Origin of the sequence: Legionella bozemanae, from assembly GCF_001648595.1 — a bacterium.
GTDB lineage: Bacteria > Pseudomonadota > Gammaproteobacteria > Legionellales > Legionellaceae > Legionella > Legionella bozemanae.
The window spans coordinates 34,822-54,129 of the sequence record NZ_LBAW01000016.1; the positions used below are offsets into that span (position 1 = coordinate 34,822).

Consider the following 19,308-nt stretch of genomic DNA (forward strand, 5'->3'; position numbering starts at 1 on the left):
CAAAGCCCCCCTCTTCCATAAATAGAATAGGGGATCTTCATATAAATAAAGGTAATAGCTCAGGTCCTTATGCTAATGTTTACTCGAACGGTTGGGTTTGAGCGCAAGTTGTGCCAAATACAGCCGTTCCCTGAGGGGCTGAGCACTTACAAAAAAGGAAGTTCATGCTACGACACAGTCTTATCTACCTGTTACTGAGTATTTTGGTAGTATTATTCGCAAAATACGCGCATCTTGTTATTGTTTATGTTGATATGTTTTTCACCTACGTTAATTTAAAATTGACCCCTATATTCAGCCAAACGGGCTGGGGGCTTGTAGTTCGCAAAATTTTGGTTCTTGTCATATTACCTGTAATGATTACTGCTGTCCCAGCGCTTATTTACAAGTTCATCAAAGGAGGCAATATGCCTCACTTTATTGCCATTACTTGGATTATTTGGACAATCATTGTTTTAAGCGATATTTTAGTACTACGATAAGGAACAGGCATGGCAAAATTAATTAGTCAAATCAATACAAGTAGTCAAGAATTCAAAGAAAACCAAACAGCCATGCAAGCCTTAGTGGATGAGTTACACAATCGAATTCAATGCATTGCTTTAGGTGGCGATGAAAAAGCACGTGTCCGTCATTTAAAACATGGTAAATTATTGCCAAGAGAACGATTGCAGCAATTACTTGATCCTGGAAGTCCTTTCCTTGAGTTATCACAACTTGCAGCGTATCAAGTATATGATGATGTAGTCCCTGCCGCAGGGATTATTACAGGGATCGGCTGGGTTTCGGGTATTGAGTGTGTTATTGTTGTAAATGATGCTACAGTAAAAGGTGGGACTTACTATCCATTAACCGTAAAAAAACACCTAAGAGCACAAGAAATCGCACTAATAAATCATTTGCCCTGCATTTACCTCGTAGATTCCGGAGGAGCCTTCTTGCCCCTTCAGGATGAAGTATTTCCTGATCACAATCATTTTGGACGCGTCTTTTACAATCAAGCGCGATTATCTGCGCAAAATATTCCACAAATTGCAGTAGTTATGGGCTCTTGCACTGCTGGTGGTGCTTATGTTCCGGCAATGGCCGACGAATCCATTATGGTTAAAAATCAAGCCACGATTTTTCTTGGTGGCCCACCTCTTGTCAAAGCGGCAACAGGTGAAGTCATCAGCGCTGAAGAATTAGGCGGTGCAGAGGTCCATTGCCGGCATTCAGGCGTAGCAGATCACTATGCCGAACATGATGCTCATGCACTTCATATAGCACGAACCACTATTAGTAATTTAAATCGTAAAAAACCGCAGCAATTAACCCGGATTGAAACTGTAGAACCACTCTACGACAGTAAAGAATTAAATGGCATAGTACCTACTGACCACCGGAAACCTTTTGATATTCGAGAAATTATTGCACGCATCGTTGACGGTTCTGAGTTTGATGAGTTTAAAGCACTCTTTGGCACAACATTGGTTTGTGGCTTCGCACGTTTATACGGTTATCCCATAGGAATTATTGCAAATAATGGCATTTTATTTAGCGAAAGTGCCTTGAAAGGAACCCACTTTATAGAACTTTGTTGCCAACGTAAAATTCCTTTGTTGTTTCTGCAAAATATTACTGGTTTTATGGTTGGTTCTAAATATGAAGCCTCCGGCATTGCCAAAAATGGTGCCAAAATGGTAACCGCTGTTGCCAATGCCAATGTTCCTAAATTTACAGTGATCGTTGGTGGTAGTTTTGGTGCAGGGAACTATGCTATGTGCGGGCGTGCCTATAATCCTAATTTTCTCTGGTCTTGGCCTAACGCGCGCATTTCAGTCATGGGAGGAGAACAGGCTGCTAATGTTTTGGCACAAGTTAATAGAGAGAAACTGGCAAAGCAAGGAAGTGATTGGCCTGTGGAAGAGGAAGAGCGTTTTAAAGAGCAATTACGTTCCCAATATGAAGCGCAAGGAAATCCTTATTATGCCAGTGCCCGATTGTGGGATGATGGAGTTATTGCCCCTCAGGATACACGTAAAGTATTAGGACTAGGGTTATCAGCCGCATTAAATGCCCCTATTGAATCAACGCGCTTTGGCGTATTTCGCATGTAAGGAGCACGCAGTGAGTGATTTGTTGTATGAAATTCAGGATCACTTGTGCTTACTCACTTTAAATCGTGTGAGTAAACACAATGCTTTTGACAATCAGCTTTTAAGTGAGATACACCATCAGCTTGATGCTGCTATTGCCAATTCTAATGTTCGTGTCATAGTGCTCAAAGCAAATGGCAAACATTTTTCTGCAGGCGCTGATTTAGCCTGGATGCAAAGCATGGCGCATTATAATGAAGAAGAAAATTTAAAGGATGCCATGGTGCTTGGTAATCTGATGTACGCTCTCAATAAAAGCCCTAAACCCACTGTAGCTATGGTGCATGGCTCTGCTTTTGGTGGTGGAGCAGGACTTGCAGCAGCATGTGATATTACTATAGCTTCCCAATCAGCACGTTTTTGTTTTTCAGAAGTTAAATTGGGCCTTATACCGGCAGTAATTAGCCCATACGTGGTGCAAGCCATTGGCGAACGCAGTGCTAAAGCGTTATTTATGAGTGCTGAGGTTTTTGATGCAGCTAAGGCATTGTCATTACATTTAGTACAACACTGTGTCCCTGAAGAAAGCTTGTTGGAATTTACACTGAATTATGCAAAACAAATCAGTAACAACGCACCCAACGCAGTCAGAGCATCAAAACAACTGGCAAGCTATGTAGTAAATAAAAAAATAAATGAAGAGCTTGTTTATTACACTGCTTCCTTAATCGCTCAAAAAAGAGTATCGGCTGAAGGCCAACAAGGGCTTAATGCATTTTTAAAGAAAGAAACACCAAACTGGGATTAAAGCTTTTACCCCCCTGAGTAATAGTAGCCTGGGTGCAGCACAGCGGAACCCGGGGAATTTTTGATAGGAAAACCCGGGTTCCGCTGCGCTGCACCCAGGCTACAAAGCACTTGGGCTCCATTAGATGAGTATAAGTGGTTATAAAAGTAAAAATTAATGAGGCACTAATGTTTAATAAAATTCTTATTGCCAACCGCGGTGAAATTGCATGCAGAATTATCAAAACTGCTCGCTCAATGGGCATCCATACGGTGGCTATTTATTCCTCGGTTGATAAAGACAGTCTGCATGTACGCAGTGCTGACAGTGCATATTTTGTTGGCGATGCGCCTGCTAAAGACAGCTATCTGAATATCGCTAACATTATTCATATTGCCAAGGAGTGTGGAGCACAAGCCATTCATCCCGGTTATGGATTTTTATCTGAAAACCCTGAATTTGCCAAGGCATGTAAAGAGGCGGATATTGTTTTTATTGGTCCTTCAGTTGAAGCAATGGAAGCAATGGCCTCCAAACAAATAGCCAAACAATTACTGGAAAAAACCAAAGTTCCATTAACCCCAGGCTATCATGGCAGCGAACAAGCGGAAGATAAATTACTGGCTGAAGCAAAAAAAATAGGATTTCCTGTCCTACTCAAAGCGGCCAATGGAGGCGGTGGGAAAGGGATGCGTGCTGTTCATCAAGAATCAGAGTTTAGTGCTGCCCTAGCAGGAGCAAAACGTGAATCAATGGCAAGTTTTGCCGATGACACAATGATTATAGAAAAGCTGGTACTGCATCCGCGTCATGTTGAATTACAAATCATGGCAGACAATCATGGCAATGTTGTTCATTTATTTGAACGCGATTGCTCTATTCAACGGCGACACCAAAAAATTATTGAAGAAGCTCCAGCACCCAATTTATCTGTTTCTTTACGACAAAAACTTGCTGAGGCAGCGTGTGAAGTAGCCCGATCTATAAAATACAGTGGCGCAGGTACTGTTGAGTTTTTAGTAGATGATGCAGAACACTTCTATTTTATGGAAATGAACACTCGATTGCAGGTAGAACATCCAGTGACTGAAATGATCACTGGACTTGATTTAGTCGCATGGCAGTTGAAAATTGCTGCTAATGAAACGTTACCCATGGCACAAGATAGAATTCAAGCACATGGTCATGCAATCGAATGTCGTATCTATGCAGAGGATCCGCATCATGATTTTATTCCATCAATAGGACAAATTCACTTTTTGCAAGAACCTTCTGGTGATGGAGTACGCATTGATACAGGGGTGCAACTTTCATCGCAAATAACGATGTATTATGACCCCATGATCGCCAAGCTTATCGTATGGGGGGATAATCGCAATGAAGCCTTATCCAGATTAGAGCATGCTTTATCCAACTATTTTATCGGCGGAGTCAAGACGAACATTCCATTTTTACAAGCTATTTGTCGTCATCCTAAATTCAGGCAGGCAAAAATCAGTACCGATTTTTTAAGCCAGGAAGAAATCAAACTCCCTACAGCAGACAAAGAAATAGCTTTAGTCATGGCTGTGAGTTTTGATTATTTAAACAACATCAATACACTTCGAGATCCCTTATTGCAAGAAGCTTTTGCCTGGCAATCTCAAATATCAAGCCATTGGATATGGCGCTATAAGGATCAAAATGAATTGATTGAAGCATTTATCACTCCAATTGATAAAAATTACTTTAAGGTTCGACTCAACACAGAGGAGCATTTGATTTATGCTCATTTAACTGGTAATAAAATCTATGTTGAAACAAAGATACAAAAACATCATGCTACAGTTGAAAATAAAAAACAATCGTTGACCTTGTATACGAATCAAGGGCAAATTACTATTGAACGGTTTAACTGGGGAACCATTGGGGCACAAACCAACGTCCATAAGGGACAGCTTACAGCACCAATGCCAGCCACTGTAGTCGCAATTTTAAAAAACATCGGTGAAAAGGTAAAAGCGGGGGAACGTTTAATTATTTTAGAAGCAATGAAAATGGAACATACCATTCATGCCCCCACTGACGGCACTTTATTGGATATATTCTATACTGTGGGCGCACAAGTGAATGAAGGAGAAGAACTACTGTCATTAAGTGAAGAAGATTCTTAAAATATAGGTTTGGTCATTAGAGTAAATTGCTGTGTGAAGCGAAACTAACCTAGAAGAGGACATGATTGCATGTTTTCACTTTACCAACAAAATATGGCCACCCTGGAAAATTAAAAGAGATAATTATGGACTATCCGCAAAACGTAACCATTATAGAAGTAGGCCCGCGTGATGGCTTGCAAAATGAGTCTTCTTTTGTATCCAGCAAACACAAAATTGAATTAATTAATTTACTCAGTGAATCTGGCTTGCAATATATCGAAGTAACGAGTTTTGTATCTGCAAAAGCAATTCCACAACTGGCAGACCATAATGAAGTATTCCGTACCATAGATAAAGTCCCATCCATACACTATTCTGCATTAGTTCCTAATGAGCACGGCATGCTCAAAGCATTGGAGGCTGGAGTTAAAGAAATTGCCGTATTTACTGCAGCAAGTGAACAATTTAACCAACGAAACATAAAGTGTTCCATCGATGAAAGTATTTCTCGTTTTAAACCCGTCCTCATTTTAGCAAAAGAAAAAAACATTAAGGTGCGAGGATATATTTCCTGTGTCCTTGGGTGTCCTTATGAAGGAAGTGTAGCTCCCGAAAAAGTAGTTGAAGTAACTAAAAAGCTATTGGATTTGGGTGTAGATGAAATTTCATTAGGAGATACTATCGGTGTTGGGACGCCATATCAAACCCATCTATTACTCGAACAAGTACTTAAACTATTGCCACTGAACCAATTAGCAATGCATTTTCATGATACTTATGGTCAGGCCATAGCAAATATCTATACCTCCTTACAACACGGTGTCCACCGTTTTGATAGTTCAGTTGCTGGGCTTGGTGGTTGTCCTTATGCACGTGGAGCAAGTGGTAATGTAGCTACCGAAGACGTCCTATACTTAATGCATGGTTTAGGAATAAATACAGGTGTAGATATATTTAAAATTGTGACGGCTGGCGACATGATCTGTAAAATTTTAGGGCGTAAAAATCAATCAAAAGTCGCGAATGCCATGTTAGCAAATCCCTGTAATTAGAACATTTATCAAGTGTCTTCTCCCAGACTGCCTCTATTACATAGAGTCTGGCTGAAATAAAGTAATAAATAAGAGAGAATGAAATGAATGACATCTTATGGAAACCCAAAAATCCTAAAAAAAGTAAAATGTGGCAATTTATGGAATTCGCTGCCAAACAAAACGGTCAGGTTTTTGAAAATTATCAAGATTTGCATACCTGGTCTATTAAACATCCTGACTCATTTTGGCCAACACTTTGCGATTTCTTTCATGTCCAGTTTGATACTGCACCATACCAAATCCTGAATCACTATCATAATGATGAAATGATAAATGCACATTGGTTTGCTGGGGCGCAATTTAATTTCGCTGAAAAACTATTATCACGCAAAGATAAGCATCCAGCTTTAATTAGTCTTAATGAAGACAACCAAAAACAAGTAATTAGCTACGAACAATTACATGATTTGGTCGCACAATGCGCTGCGGGTTTAAAAGCAATTGGAGTTACTGCCGGCGATAGAGTAGCTGCTTTGATGCCAAATACCGCATATACAATTATTGCTATGCTCGCTACTACCTCATTAGGGGCGATCTGGTCTTCTTGTTCACCTGATTTTGGCGCTCAAGCTGCAATCGATCGATTAGGACAAATTGATCCCAAAGTATTGTTTATCTGTGATGGACATCAATATCAAGGAAAAAAACATAGCGGGACGGAAAAAATCAAACAATTGAATGATGCCATTAGCTCGCTCATCCAAATTGTAATTTGTCCTAATATAAACGAGTCCATAGATAGTTCTGCGCTGCCTAAGGCACAATATTGGAAGGATTTTCTTCGTCCAGCAAATCACTGTGAATTTGTTGCCATGCCTTTTGAACATCCAGTTTACATTATGTTCTCATCAGGAACTACTGGCAAACCTAAATGCATCGTTCATGGAGCAGGTGGAACCCTATTACAGCACATTAAAGAATTAGGATTACATACCGATCTGCAAGCTAAGGACAACTTATGCTTTTATACTACTTGTGGATGGATGATGTGGAACTGGACTGTTTCTGCACTTGCCTTAGGAGCAACACTTACTTTATATGAAGGCTCCCCGACTTACCCTGAAAGTAATCGTTTATTCGAATTAATTGAGGAAGAACAGGTCACTGTTTTTGGCACCAGTGCCAAATTTATCTCTTCTGTAGAAAAAGCAGGAGTTAAACCCAAAGAAGAGTTTGATTTAACTCACTTACGCTGCATTCTCTCTACAGGCTCACCACTTCTACCTAAAAACTATGATTACGTGTACGAACAAATCAAAGAGGATGTGCAGCTTTGTTCTATTTCAGGCGGTACAGACATCATTTCTTGTTTTGCCTTAGGTAATCCAATGCTTCCAATTTACAGAGGCGAATTGCAATGCCTTGGTCTTGGTATGGCTGTTGATGTATTTGATGAGGAAGGACATCCCGTTCGTGAAGAGCGCGGAGAATTAGTCTGTACAGCTCCCTTCCCGTCCATGCCTGTAGGTTTTTGGAATGATCCCGAAAGAACCACATATCAACGCGCTTATTTCGAACGGTTTCCTGGAGTATGGGCTCATGGTGATTTTGCAGAAATTACCGCTCACAATGGATTAATCATTTATGGGCGCTCCGATGCTGTTTTAAATCCTGGAGGTGTGCGTATTGGTACCGCTGAAATTTATAGACAAGTAGAAAAAATAGATGAAGTGGTCGACAGCATTGTAATTGGTCAAGATTGGCAAGATGATGTGCGTATCGTTTTGTTTGTTAAACTGCGTGACAACATGCAGCTTACGGAAGAGTTAATCAATAAAATACGTTTAACGATTCGTCAGAACGCCTCACCAAGACACGTACCAGCGAAAATACTGCAAGTTGAAGATATTCCAAGAACAATTAGCGGCAAAATAGTAGAGGTAGCGGTCAGACAAGTTGTTCATGGTTTACCTGTAAATAATTTGCAATCTCTGGCAAACCCTAAGGCATTAGATTATTTTAAAAATCGCGAAGAATTACAAAAATAAAAAATAATCTGGGTGCAGCGGAACCCGTGTTTAGAAATTTTATTCAGATTTAGAAACCCGGGTTCCGCTGCGCTGCACCCAGACTACTTTATTCCTTAAAAACATCAAAATATCACTAAAATCAGAAGACGTTACGTTGTTTATGCCAACAATTTGTGTATAATGTTGCAATGGCGTCGATTTGAAATTCAGCTTGCGGACGCTCAAAAAAGGGGCTCTTTTTTGAAAATACGGCTAAAGCGGATATGATTACATTCCTCTAAGTCTCCGCCCGCACGCATAATCTCAGGTTATAATAATGATTGAATTAAGTGGATTATCCAAATCCTTTTCGGGTAAATCTGTTCTGCGTGACATTAATCTATTTATCCAAGAAGGTGAAATTTTCGGAATCATTGGTAAAAGTGGTGCAGGTAAATCAACCTTATTAAGATGTATTAATCTTCTAGAACGGCCTGATGAAGGTCATGTCATCATTGATAACCAATATTTGACAAGTCTTTCAAGAAAAGATTTGGCTTTAGCCCGGCACAAAATGGCAATGATTTTTCAACAGTTCAATTTACTCAACTCGAAAAATGTTTATGACAACATTGCCCTTCCCATGCGCATTCAAGGAATTGATGAAGAAGCCATTCGGAATAAAATTGAAGAATTACTGCCAATTGTCGAATTAACCGATAAAAAGCTGGCATACCCCGCACAACTCAGCGGGGGACAAAAACAAAGAGTTGCTATTGCTCGTGCCTTAAGCTGCTCTCCTAAAATTCTGCTTTGCGATGAGGCAACCTCAGCATTAGACCCCGAAACAACCGATTCTATTTTAGCGCTGCTAAAAAAAATTAATGCGCTTTATGGCATCACTATAATCCTTATCACTCATGAAATGGATGTAGTGAAACGAATTTGTAACCGGTTGGCGGTAATGGTTGATGGCGAGTTGGTTGAAACTACCGCCCTTGCTAATGTATTTAATAAAAAAGATAGTCTGGCTCGAAATATGCTTTATGCGCAGCTCAGTCCACAATTACCTGAATGTCTTACTAAAAGACTCGCAGATTACATAACTGATAAACCTTTACTGCGCTTATTCTTCCAGGGTGAAGAAGCAACAGTACCGTTTATTAGTCAAACAAGTCGTGAGTTAAATCTAGACATTAACATCTTGCTCGCCAATATAGATCGTTATGATACAGTAACCTGTGGCGTTGTAGTTGTTGAGTTAACTGCACATCAATTTTTACTTGAAGCATTCATTGAACGCTGTGAACAAGCCAATTTAACTGTGGAGGTTTTAGGTTATGTCCTTCCCAATGGCATATGATTTATTCATTGCAACATACGAAACACTGTATATGGTAGCCATCAGTACTTTATTTGCAATTATACTCGGCTTACCTTTAGGAACCTGGCTTTATTCGTCCAGTCATATTAAACCAATGCCTAAAGTGTATAAGGCATTATCTGCCTTCATTAACATGGCACGCTCCATACCTTTTATTATTTTATTAGTAGCAATTATTCCATTCACCCGGCTTATAGTGGGTACTTCAATTGGAATGAATGCAGCGATAGTACCTCTTACTCTAGGTGCAACACCCTTTTTTGCTAGATTGGTAGATAATGTTTATCGTAGCTTGCCTTCAGGCCTTATCGAAACGGGTTATGCAATGGGTGCAAACACCCAACAAATTATCATGCACATTTTATTACCCGAAGCGAAGCCCGGGTTAATTCATGCTATTACTGTTACAGCGATTACTTTAGTCAATTATTCAGCAATGGCAGGAACCGTCGGTGCTGGCGGCTTGGGTACTTTAGCAATTAACTATGGTTACCAACGTTTTGATGCCGGAGTCATGATATCCACAGTAATTATTTTGATTGTGATGGTACAACTGATTCAAATGGCCGGAGATTATTTAGCAAAACGTTTTTTACATAACTAGGGTCGGTCTGTTTCCATTTCGCTAGCTTGAGCTAAAATGGTCTGATTTTCGAGTACTGATGCGCAGCATACACAGAGTATGTGAGCATCGAAACGCAGAAAATCAGAACAGTTTGGCCAAGATAGTAGAAATGGAAACAGACCCTGTATTATTTTTTGGAGTATTAAATGCGTATTTTAGCTTATTGCGTCTTATTATTGAGTCTTGTTGCATGCAACAAACCCTCACCAAATACTTTGGTAATAGGAACCATTGCAGGTCCTGAAACTGAACTGGTTGAAACAGCAAAAGAAGTAGCAAAGAACAAATACGACTTAAATATAAAAATTGTAACCTTCAATGATTACAATTTACCCAATGAAGCATTACAAGATGGAAGCTTGGATGCGAATGTCTACCAACACTTGCCTTATCTTAATGCAGCTATTAAAGCCCATGGATATACTTTAGAGGCGATAGGTAGAACATTTGTTTACCCCATGGGAATTTATTCCAAAAAATATACTTCGCTACAACAATTGCCGGAAAAGGCAGTAATCGCCCTCCCCAATGACCCCAGCAATGAAATGCGAGCACTGCAATTATTGGAAAAAGCACAATTGATTACCTTAAAACCGACTGAAAATACGGGTCTAAAAGATATTGCAACAAATCCACATCACCTGCAATTCAAGGAAATGGATGCCGCACAATTGCCAAGAGTTTTACCCGATGTGGATGCAGCAGTAATCAATACAACCTTTGCCTTGCCTGCAGGTCTGAATCCTTCACGTGATGCTTTATTTACTGAAGATAAGAACTCACCTTATGCCAATATCATCGTCATTCGCAGTAACACTCCTAAAAAAGAACAACTGGAGCTTTTTGTTAAGGCATTAAACTCTGAAGAGGTTAAAGAAAAAGCTAAAACTTTATTTGGAGACTCCGCTATTCCTGCCTGGTAGAATCTATTTAGATTTTTTATATAACCCGGGTGAAGGCAAAGCCGTCACCCGGGGTTTTAAAATAGGTTTCCTTTGTTCCAATCCTCATCGTACCGCTCTCGCGAACATCAACATATATTGGGTGACCATCAAATTAACAGAAAGAAGACATTGTCATTCCTGTGAGGGCAAGAACTCATCCATGATGAAGCACATTGCCAATATAAAAACGGATCCCCTACTCGAGGATGACAGAATTACTTGCAAATTGAGTAAAATGAAATAGTAAATGCTCTTAGCTTGACAGCCATAGCATACAGCTCAGCCTGCGCTTGTTTTAAGCAAGATTAGCCGAGCATTTATCTGTTCATGTCATGCATAAAGCACAATAAGCGGTAAAAAAGAGCGATTTGTTTACCCAATCTTAACAATCCTTACCATTTAGGCCTAATCCTATCTTAATGAATAAGTGTTATACTTCATAAAAGTGTTATACTTTATAAAAAAGAGCTCCTGAGGTACCATTCTATGCCTTCATTTAGACAAGCATTTTATAATATATTAAAATCTAGAAGATTTTTGGATCAATTTAGTCCCGAAGAACAGGAAAGAATTTATCAAAAATACCGCGACTCTATTGGGTTAACTCAAGACGTAGCTAAAGACATGGGGGCTGGGGCTTTTAAGGCTCATGCTGATAAGCGAATCCAAGATTTTTCAGGTTTTAAAACACAAGTAGGTTCAGAAAAGGAAGATACCTTTGCAAAACTAATCCAAGGAGATGATCCTGCTGAGAAAAAAGAAGTTAGAACAAAACTCGAAGGACTATTGAAACCTCAAAAGTTTTATACAGACGCTCAAGAAACATATAAAGATTCAATGGAGTTCTTTAAAAAACGGGTCAACCAAATCCCTGAGCTTTCCGTAGAGCAAATTCGAGGCTATCTTGAACAAATTAATCAGAGGGGTAGAAAAGCGATAGAAGCTCAGCAAAAAAAAGAACTAGAAGATTTTAAAGCTGAACTTAATACCCCTGAATTTTCAAAAAAAATCGAAAAAGCCTTAGGCAAAACTCCTGATGAAGTAGAAAAAATAAAAAAAGATTTAATAGCAGAGATGGAAAAAAACCATACAGATCAACTTACTGCATTTAACGACTCGGCAAAAGCAAACCTGACTATACTCGATAAAGCCTCTGCTCTTGAAAAAAAACGTCTTATCTTCACTGGTCAATTGGAAAGTTGGCAAGATCAACTCAGCTCCTCCCAAAGAGATGAAATGGAGCGGGAAATGGCACTGGCAAGGGCGGAGAGTCTTAAAAGACGAGGTATGGAAGCGCCAACTAGAAATACACGCGCTTATGTAGATTGTGAAAAAGGTACAATCTCCGCCATAAATCCAGAAGATTTAAATTTTATCATTTCCTTATCAGGTAAAAAGCTGCACCATACCAAAGGGAAAGATGGCGAACCCGGTCTTTGGACTGCAACTATGCCATCCCGCATCTTATCTCCCTTTTACTATTTAAGTAATAAAGAATTGCCCAAGGTAGACATGTTGACTATGGCTCAAGCAGTAAGAGCCTCTGGCTTTGATTCAATCACCATGACTATTAATTTCGAAGATGAGAAGACTCGAAAACAAAGAGCAAGACAAGCTTATGAAGCGGCACTCGAAGCAGGCTTTGAGCCAGGTCCACTACCTGGAGAAGAAAAGAAAGATGAAAAAGAGCAAGTAAGAGGTATTCATCTAAAAGATGGATCTGGCAAGGAAATTAAGCCCGAAGAAATCTTCTCTGCTAGCGAGTTGAGGTTACTTCATGAAAAAGCAGCTGAAAAACGTCAAAAAATTAGTAACTTACTTAAAGATGCGCCTCGACAAGAACCTTCAGAAAAACTCACTCAGCAATATCGCAAAGAAATCGATGATGGCAGGGTTCTGGCAAGAATGGCAGGTAAAACGCAGAAAGAAATAGAAGATGAACAAGAAAAAGTACATAAACAAGAAGCTGAGCACGAACAAGTGGTAAAGGGTATTACCGGTTAACTACAAATCCTGGTTTTTTGATTTTTTAAATTAAACCAGGTATTCACGCTTCGATCACTTCTCAAAACATGGTCAAAAAATTCCACTATTCCCCCAACTTAATTTCTGTTATTTTATAAGATTAACTACGGGTTAGGCTAAGGAGATAGCTATGGATACTCGTGAATTTGAAGAAGACGTGAACGACATGGAAGAGTTGGGTGTTGATACACTCCTACCTTCGGAAACAAATCCTTCAACTAAATTGGAACGAAGAAGAAGAATAGAAGACTTATTTGAAGAAAAACGCCTCCGAGAAGAACTCGCGGAATTTGGTTAGTATTGTAGCCTGGGTGCAGCGCAGCGAAACCCGGGAGAAATAGTCCTGAATCCCGGGTTTCGCTGCGCTGCACCCAGGCTACAATTGCCGCAAATTAGAAAAATAAATATCAAACCGTACTGTTTTTCCCTCTATAGCTGCATTTTCAGGCAATAAAGGTTTTATTTTTTGCGGCCATTTTACTACTACTTTTTGCTTCGTCCGAGTTATCGCCAATTGAATGAGTTCGAGTGCGTCTTCATCAGCACCGATTATTTGTTGTAATGCTTGCATTTCTTTTTTTACCAATGCCGATTTACTACGTTCCGGGTGCATGGGATCAATGTAAATAACGTCAGGGTAGTCTTGTTCTGCTAAGGAGCTCAAATAGGAATAAGCATCCCCAGCATGAAGTATCAAATGCAGTGGATGTTGCTCTAACTCATTTCTGCGAATTAAAGCATCTGACAATAAAGAAGCCATAACAGGATGACGTTCAAACATTAATACTTCAGCACCAAAACTGGCTAAAATGGCGGAATCGCGCCCCCAACCCGCAGTTGCATCAATAATTTTAAGGCCGGGAGAAGGTTTGCAGGCACGGACTAATCCTTGCTTTTTCCCCTCAGATTTTCTTTTACTCCAAAAAGCGGCACCGAACTCAGCAGAGATTGGGGAAAAACCAGCTATTTTTAATGACAGTTGATTTTCAGTAACAAAGAGACAAGCACTTGCATTTTTGTCTAAAATAAAATTCAATTGTTTTGCAATTGCCTTTGCTTTATCGTGTAGGTCTTCATGCTCATAACCTACAGCTGAAATATTCAACATATTTAAACCACAAAAAATATAAAATTGTAGAATTGTAGCCTGGGTGCAGCGCAGCGGAACCCGGGGTTGAGCGTTTTATCCATCCCCATAAATCCCGGGTTCCGCTGCGCTGCACCCAGGCTACGTACTGTATTACCCAATCTGTAATAAAGAAATATCCGCAACTCCTTGCAACAACTCCTGCAATCGTGCCAGAAGTGCTAAACGATTAGCTTTTATTGCTGGATTCTCCACCATGACCATTACTTTATCAAAGAAAAGATCTACCGGTTCTTTCAGGCTGGCAAGTAATTTAAGTAGTAGTCCATAATCAGCAGAGCGATACAAAGGTTCTACCGCTCGTGCAATTTGATTAATATGAACATATAAAAACTTCTCCGGTTCCTCTTCAAAAAGTTGTTCATTAACAGCTGACAAACTTTGTCTGCCTGCTTGAGAAAGCAGATTATTCACGCGCTTGCATGCAGCAGAAAGAGAAGCTGCTTCCGGCAGTTTCACAAACAATTGCAGCGCACTCAAACGCTTGTCCAAATCATACAGCCAATCCTCTTGGCGAGCTCGTACCGCATGTACCAAATCAATACTCAGTCCTTGGCTTTGGTAATGAGATTGCAAACGCTCCAGAATAAAAGATTTCAATTCACTCTGTAAATTAGGCTCAATAGTTATCAGGTTGCCATAATGAATAATTGCTTGTTCAATTAATGTGCTTAAATTGAGTTGTGCTGGTGTTGCAATAAGTAAACGGACAACAGCTAAAGCATGACGACGTAACTTAAACGGATCTTTTACCCCTGAAGGCTTTTGCCCTATACCAAAAATACCAACCAAAGTATCGATCCGGTCTGCTAAAGATAATGCCAACCCCAAATCAGACTCAGGTAAACTGTCCGCAGCAAAACGCGGCATATATTGTTCATTTAAAGCTTGGGCAACAATTTGATCCTCGCCATCATTGAGGGCGTAATAATATCCCATTAATCCCTGCAACTCAGGAAATTCACCAACCATTCCTGTCAACAAATCACATTTGCTTAACTGCGCTGCACGTTGTGCCTGTTGTATGTTCAAATGCATAGCAGGGCTTAAATAAGTCATTAACGCCTCAATCCGTAACGCTTTATCCTGTAAACTTCCTAGTTTGGCTTGAAAAACAACGTGTTCTGTACCCGAAATACGCTGACTTAAAGGCAGTTTTTTATCTTGTCGAAAAAAGAATGCTGCATCACTTAAACGCGCTCGCATCACTTTTTCATTCCCTAAAATAACTTGTTTTGGATTGCTACTGACAATGTTCGAAACCGTAATAAAATGGGGTAGCAATTTCCCTTGGTTATCCTTTAAAGCAAAACATTTTTGATGTGATTGCATTGAAGCAATTAAAGATTCAGCAGGAACCTCAAGAAATTCTTTTTCAAAATCAGCCATTAAAGCCTGAGGCCATTCGACAATTGAAGTCACTTCATCAAGCAAATCTTCGGGCATGATTACTGTAGCCTGAATGGACGCTGCTAACTCTTCAATTTGTTTTTTAATCATTTGCTTTCTGGTTGCAAAATCAGCAATAACAAAAGCTTCCTTCATTTGTGATTCATAACTTTGTGCCGAGTTAATTACGACGTGTTGTGGATGATGGAAACGGTGTCCTCTACTGTTACGGTCACTTTGAATTCCCAAAAGAGTATGCTCAATTACCTTGTCACCATACAGCATTACAACCCAATGCACAGGTCGCGCAAACTCTTCATCTCCTGCTCCCCAACGCATGGGTTTAGCAATCGGCAAAGCAGTCAAGGATTGACTAATTAAAGCCGGTAGCAAATCTTTGGTTTTATTACCTTGGCTTTGCGTTTCATAGACAATCCAATCCCCTTTTTCTGTTTCTATTCGGGAAAGTTGTTCCACTTCTACACCACATGATTTGGCAAAGCCAAGTAAAGCAGGTGTTGGTTTGTCCTCTTTATCGTAAGCAGCAGCTAATGCAGGGCCTCGACGGGTAACAATCTGGCTTTTTTGCTCTTCTTGCAAATCAAAAATAGTAATTGCGATACGCCTTGGTGTTGCAAAACGCTTTACTTGTCCATAGCTTAATTGTGCTTTATCCAATGCAGCCAATAATTGATTAGCAAACTCATCAGCCAAAGGCCAAACTGAACCAGAAGGCAACTCTTCACAACCCAATTCAAAAATAAAATCATTGACCATCACACACCTTCTGGTTAAGCATAGGAAAACCCAAAGCTTCGCGTGCTTGATAATAAGCCTGCGCTACTGCTCTTGATAAATGCCTTACGCGTAAAATATAACGCTGTCTTTCAGTAACGGATATCGCTTTGCGAGCATCGAGCAAGTTAAATGAGTGGGATGCTTTAATTACCATTTCATAAGCAGGAAGTGGTAATTGTAACGCGATCAGTTTTTGTGCCTCACTCTCATAATAATCAAATTGTTTAAATAATTCTTCTACATTGGCATGTTCAAAGTTATAAGCGGACATTTCCACTTCATTTTGATGGAACACATTACCATAAGTTATTGTGCCATTAGCAGTATTGCTCCAGGGAAGATCAAATAAATTATCCACTCCTAATATATACATTGCCAAACGTTCCAAACCATAAGTCAATTCACCAGTGACCGGCGCACACACCAAACCACCTGCTTGTTGGAAATAGGTAAATTGGGATACTTCCATACCGTTTTGCCAAACCTCCCATCCTAAACCCCACGCGCCTAAAGTAGGCGACTCCCAGTTGTCTTCAACAAAACGAATGTCATCTGCTAAAGGATCCACTCCCAGTGCACGTAAGGAATCCAAATATTTATCTTGTATATCTAGAGGAGAAGGCTTGAGCACTACTTGAAATTGATAATAATGTTGTACACGATTTGGGTTATCCCCATAACGACCATCAGTAGGTCTTCGGGAAGGCTGTACATAAGCAGCCGACCAGGGTTCAGGCCCTATTGCCCGCAAGAAAGTGGCCGGATGGAAAGTACCCGCACCAACTTCCATATCAAAGGGTTGTAAAATGACACATCCTTGAGCAGCCCAATATTGCTGCAAAGTGAGAATAATATCCTGAAATGTAGATGGTTTTGTCATGAAGATCTCAACATATTCTAGGTAAAAGCCGAAACCCGAATCTCGGGAGTTGTTTGCAGAGAAGAGGTATTCCCGGGTTATGGATTCCCCTTAACCCGGATTGCTACGGTACTTATGAATTACCTGCTGCTTTCTTAATTAATTCTTGTAGCGACTCTTCACTGGCAGCACCAGGTATAAACGAGGGCTCAGAACCTTCTTTAAATTGACCATTTGGAGTTGAGGCAACTATAAACGCAGGAGTCCCCATCAGATGTAACTTTTCTGCTAATTCACGGTTTGCGTCTAAAATAGCAGTTACTTCTTTGCTTTGCATATCTGTCTTAAATTTTTTCATATCCAAACCTAAAGACTTAGCAGTAGACATAATGATTTGATCATTTAAGCGTTTGTCGATAGAAATCAATGCATTATGCATGGCTTGATATTTACCTTGCATACCAGCTGCTAAAGCAGCTCTAGAAGCTAACTCAGAGCTCTTACCAAAAATTGGGAATTCTTTATAAATAACACGCAAATCACTGTCTTTCTTAATCAGGCTGTCAATAATTGGTGACATTTTTTTGCAATGAATGCATTGATAATCAAAAAATTCTACTATAGTCACATTACCTTTTGGATTACCTACAATCGTAGTTTTGCCCAGGAATAATTGATCTGTATTTTCTTTAATTGCAGATTGGGCTTGCTGCTGCATATTTTGTTGTTGTTTTTGTTGCAGAGCTTGTGACGCTTCCAAAAGCACTTCTGGATTTGCTACTAAATAGTCATGCACTACTTTTTCGATTTCTTTTTTTTGTGCATCAGACATAGGAGTTGTATTATTGGTATCTGCTGCCATAATTGCAGGTGATACTAAAGATGCTGTCAGCGCTCCTACTGTTAATAAATTTGTAAATTTCACACAGTTCCCCTTTTATTTAATAGTTAACATAATACCAACAACTTTCCAATCGGCACCCTAGCATCCGCTTGCAGAAAATTCAATAGTTCGTATGTTATTGCATAATTTTTATATCAACAAAATCCGAGAGATTATAATGCCTTACTGCAGCTAATATGTATGTAGTAAAAAACTAAGTAGCTTAAAAAGTATATCCTAATCTAACTAACATTTCATCAAGTCAAAATAAATAAAAAAATGCCAGATTGCCTTATAAATAAATATTGTATCTAAACATGAAAAAAGATGGATAAATAATTCCAGTATATTTAATCGTAAGAACCTAGTATTTTAATAAAGCGGGCTATTAAAAAAATAATAAAATTAAGGAGAAAACTTGTATGGCTTTACGGATCACAATTCCTGGTATGGCAATGATTTGTCTGTATTCTTCATTAACTACGGCTGGCGAGTCAGGTATTCAATCCATTTCTTCATCTGGTTTAAGACCCATGGCAGCAATTTTAGGTGGTTATGCCAACATTAATGCAGGTTCATCAGCAACCTATCTAGGGACAGATGACGATGTTTTTACTTATCATAACTCTGGAGGAAAAAACTCAGGTTTTATAGGAGCTTTTCTTGGCGCAGAATACCAATTGCCATACTCCGGATTTTTTCTTCAGGGAGGACTGGAATATAATTATTTTTGGCCCATATATGTCAGCGGTACTCATACGGTAGGCATAGAACCCGATACCTCAACGCTTTATACATATCAATATCGGTTCGAAACCCAGCAATTGCTTGTTTCTGCAAGATTACTAGGCACTGTTTATGAGCGATTTCATCCTTATTTAGCAGCAGGAATCGGGGCTGCCTTTAATAATACAAGCAACTACAGCACTGCAACAAATGAGACAGGTAGCATTAACCTCACCCCAATTTTTACAGATCATTCACAGACTCAATTTGGCTATAATCTGGGGGCAGGAATAGATACCAACATTAATCAACACTGGCGTTTTGGTGTAGGATACCGATTCAGTGGTTTTGGTAATGCTTCTTTAGGTCGTGGTGAAGTAGTCTTTGATGATTATCATGCACCAGTTCCATTTAAAGTAGGTGCGAGCAGTACTTATGCAAATCAGTTCATTGCTCAACTTAGTTATCTGGCCTAATTCATAGAA

Annotated in this window: 16 protein-coding genes; 12 read left to right on the plus strand and 4 right to left on the minus strand. The window is 39.6% G+C overall.

The window, feature by feature from the left end; all coding sequences use genetic code 11:
* The first annotated feature begins 164 nt into the window (after positions 1 to 164).
* From A8O27_RS12275 to A8O27_RS19045, 11 genes are all read left to right on the plus strand, one after another.
* Entirely contained in the window at positions 165 to 482 is a 318-nt protein-coding gene (locus A8O27_RS12275; RefSeq protein ID WP_058459124.1) for a hypothetical protein, read from the plus strand.
* Positions 483 to 491: 9 nt separating this feature from the next.
* Entirely contained in the window at positions 492 to 2,099 is a 1,608-nt protein-coding gene (locus tag A8O27_RS12280) for a carboxyl transferase domain-containing protein (protein ID WP_058459123.1), read from the plus strand.
* A 10-nt stretch (positions 2,100 to 2,109) separates the two neighbouring features.
* The gene (locus tag A8O27_RS12285) at positions 2,110 to 2,886 is read left to right on the plus strand and encodes an enoyl-CoA hydratase-related protein (protein WP_058459122.1); all 777 of its coding nucleotides are present in this window, start codon (positions 2,110 to 2,112) and stop codon (positions 2,884 to 2,886) included.
* A gap of 167 nt (positions 2,887 to 3,053) precedes the next feature.
* Entirely contained in the window at positions 3,054 to 5,018 is a 1,965-nt protein-coding gene (locus A8O27_RS12290; protein WP_058459121.1) for an acetyl-CoA carboxylase biotin carboxylase subunit, read from the plus strand.
* Between the two features lie 125 nt (positions 5,019 to 5,143).
* Entirely contained in the window at positions 5,144 to 6,052 is a 909-nt protein-coding gene (locus tag A8O27_RS12295) for a hydroxymethylglutaryl-CoA lyase (protein ID WP_058459120.1), read from the plus strand.
* 83 nt (positions 6,053 to 6,135) lie between these two features.
* Positions 6,136 to 8,082, plus strand: a complete 1,947-nt coding sequence (locus A8O27_RS12300) for an acetoacetate--CoA ligase (RefSeq protein ID WP_058459119.1) — start codon at positions 6,136 to 6,138, stop codon at positions 8,080 to 8,082.
* Positions 8,083 to 8,380: 298 nt separating this feature from the next.
* Entirely contained in the window at positions 8,381 to 9,406 is a 1,026-nt protein-coding gene (locus A8O27_RS12305) for a methionine ABC transporter ATP-binding protein (RefSeq protein ID WP_058459118.1), read from the plus strand.
* Entirely contained in the window at positions 9,384 to 10,031 is a 648-nt protein-coding gene (locus A8O27_RS12310; protein WP_058459117.1) for a methionine ABC transporter permease, read from the plus strand. The genes A8O27_RS12305 and A8O27_RS12310 overlap by 23 nt, the downstream gene beginning before the upstream one ends.
* A 167-nt stretch (positions 10,032 to 10,198) precedes the next feature.
* Positions 10,199 to 10,975: a MetQ/NlpA family ABC transporter substrate-binding protein gene (locus A8O27_RS12315; protein ID WP_058459116.1), complete on the plus strand. Its 777-nt coding sequence runs from the start codon at positions 10,199 to 10,201 to the stop codon at positions 10,973 to 10,975.
* A 507-nt stretch (positions 10,976 to 11,482) separates the two neighbouring features.
* A complete protein-coding gene (locus A8O27_RS12320) occupies positions 11,483 to 13,000 on the plus strand; it encodes a hypothetical protein (RefSeq protein WP_058459115.1) in 1,518 nt (505 codons plus the stop codon).
* A 151-nt stretch (positions 13,001 to 13,151) separates the two neighbouring features.
* On the plus strand, positions 13,152 to 13,319 hold the full coding sequence (locus A8O27_RS19045) for a PA3496 family putative envelope integrity protein (protein WP_165483270.1): 168 nt from the start codon (positions 13,152 to 13,154) through the stop codon (positions 13,317 to 13,319).
* A gap of 78 nt (positions 13,320 to 13,397) precedes the next feature.
* On the opposite strand, the gene A8O27_RS12325 is transcribed toward A8O27_RS19045, so the two are convergent.
* From A8O27_RS12325 to A8O27_RS12340, 4 genes are all read right to left on the minus strand, one after another.
* Positions 13,398 to 14,129, minus strand: a complete 732-nt coding sequence (locus A8O27_RS12325) for a class I SAM-dependent methyltransferase (protein WP_058459114.1) — start codon at positions 14,127 to 14,129, stop codon at positions 13,398 to 13,400.
* A 132-nt stretch (positions 14,130 to 14,261) separates the two neighbouring features.
* Positions 14,262 to 16,334 (minus strand): glycine--tRNA ligase subunit beta, encoded by a 2,073-nt coding sequence (gene glyS, locus A8O27_RS12330; RefSeq protein ID WP_058459113.1) that lies wholly within the window; start codon positions 16,332 to 16,334, stop codon positions 14,262 to 14,264.
* Complete coding sequence (glyQ, locus tag A8O27_RS12335) at positions 16,324 to 17,235, minus strand: glycine--tRNA ligase subunit alpha (RefSeq protein WP_058459112.1); 912 nt, start codon at positions 17,233 to 17,235, stop codon at positions 16,324 to 16,326. Before glyQ ends, glyS begins: the two co-directional genes overlap by 11 nt.
* Positions 17,236 to 17,347: 112 nt before the next feature.
* Entirely contained in the window at positions 17,348 to 18,139 is a 792-nt protein-coding gene (locus A8O27_RS12340) for a DsbA family protein (protein WP_058459111.1), read from the minus strand.
* A 380-nt stretch (positions 18,140 to 18,519) separates the two neighbouring features.
* Here A8O27_RS12340 and A8O27_RS12345 point away from each other — a divergent pair, with 380 nt between their 5' ends.
* The gene (locus A8O27_RS12345) at positions 18,520 to 19,299 is read left to right on the plus strand and encodes an outer membrane protein (protein ID WP_058459110.1); all 780 of its coding nucleotides are present in this window, start codon (positions 18,520 to 18,522) and stop codon (positions 19,297 to 19,299) included.
* Positions 19,300 to 19,308 lie beyond the last annotated feature (9 nt).

Coding starts and splice junctions, on each gene's coding strand:
- A8O27_RS12275 (WP_058459124.1), top strand. CDS start 165: ATGCTACGACACAGTCTTATCTACCTGTTACTGAGTATTTTGGTAGTA.
- A8O27_RS12280 (WP_058459123.1), top strand. CDS start 492: ATGGCAAAATTAATTAGTCAAATCAATACAAGTAGTCAAGAATTCAAA.
- A8O27_RS12290 (WP_058459121.1), top strand. CDS start 3,054: ATGTTTAATAAAATTCTTATTGCCAACCGCGGTGAAATTGCATGCAGA.
- A8O27_RS12295 (WP_058459120.1), top strand. CDS start 5,144: ATGGACTATCCGCAAAACGTAACCATTATAGAAGTAGGCCCGCGTGAT.
- A8O27_RS12300 (WP_058459119.1), top strand. CDS start 6,136: ATGAATGACATCTTATGGAAACCCAAAAATCCTAAAAAAAGTAAAATG.
- A8O27_RS12305 (WP_058459118.1), top strand. CDS start 8,381: ATGATTGAATTAAGTGGATTATCCAAATCCTTTTCGGGTAAATCTGTT.
- A8O27_RS12310 (WP_058459117.1), top strand. CDS start 9,384: ATGTCCTTCCCAATGGCATATGATTTATTCATTGCAACATACGAAACA.
- A8O27_RS12315 (WP_058459116.1), top strand. CDS start 10,199: ATGCGTATTTTAGCTTATTGCGTCTTATTATTGAGTCTTGTTGCATGC.
- A8O27_RS12320 (WP_058459115.1), top strand. CDS start 11,483: ATGCCTTCATTTAGACAAGCATTTTATAATATATTAAAATCTAGAAGA.
- A8O27_RS19045 (WP_165483270.1), top strand. CDS start 13,152: ATGGATACTCGTGAATTTGAAGAAGACGTGAACGACATGGAAGAGTTG.
- A8O27_RS12325 (WP_058459114.1), bottom strand. CDS start 14,129: ATGTTGAATATTTCAGCTGTAGGTTATGAGCATGAAGACCTACACGAT.
- glyS (WP_058459113.1), bottom strand. CDS start 16,334: ATGGTCAATGATTTTATTTTTGAATTGGGTTGTGAAGAGTTGCCTTCT.
- glyQ (WP_058459112.1), bottom strand. CDS start 17,235: ATGACAAAACCATCTACATTTCAGGATATTATTCTCACTTTGCAGCAA.
- A8O27_RS12345 (WP_058459110.1), top strand. CDS start 18,520: ATGGCTTTACGGATCACAATTCCTGGTATGGCAATGATTTGTCTGTAT.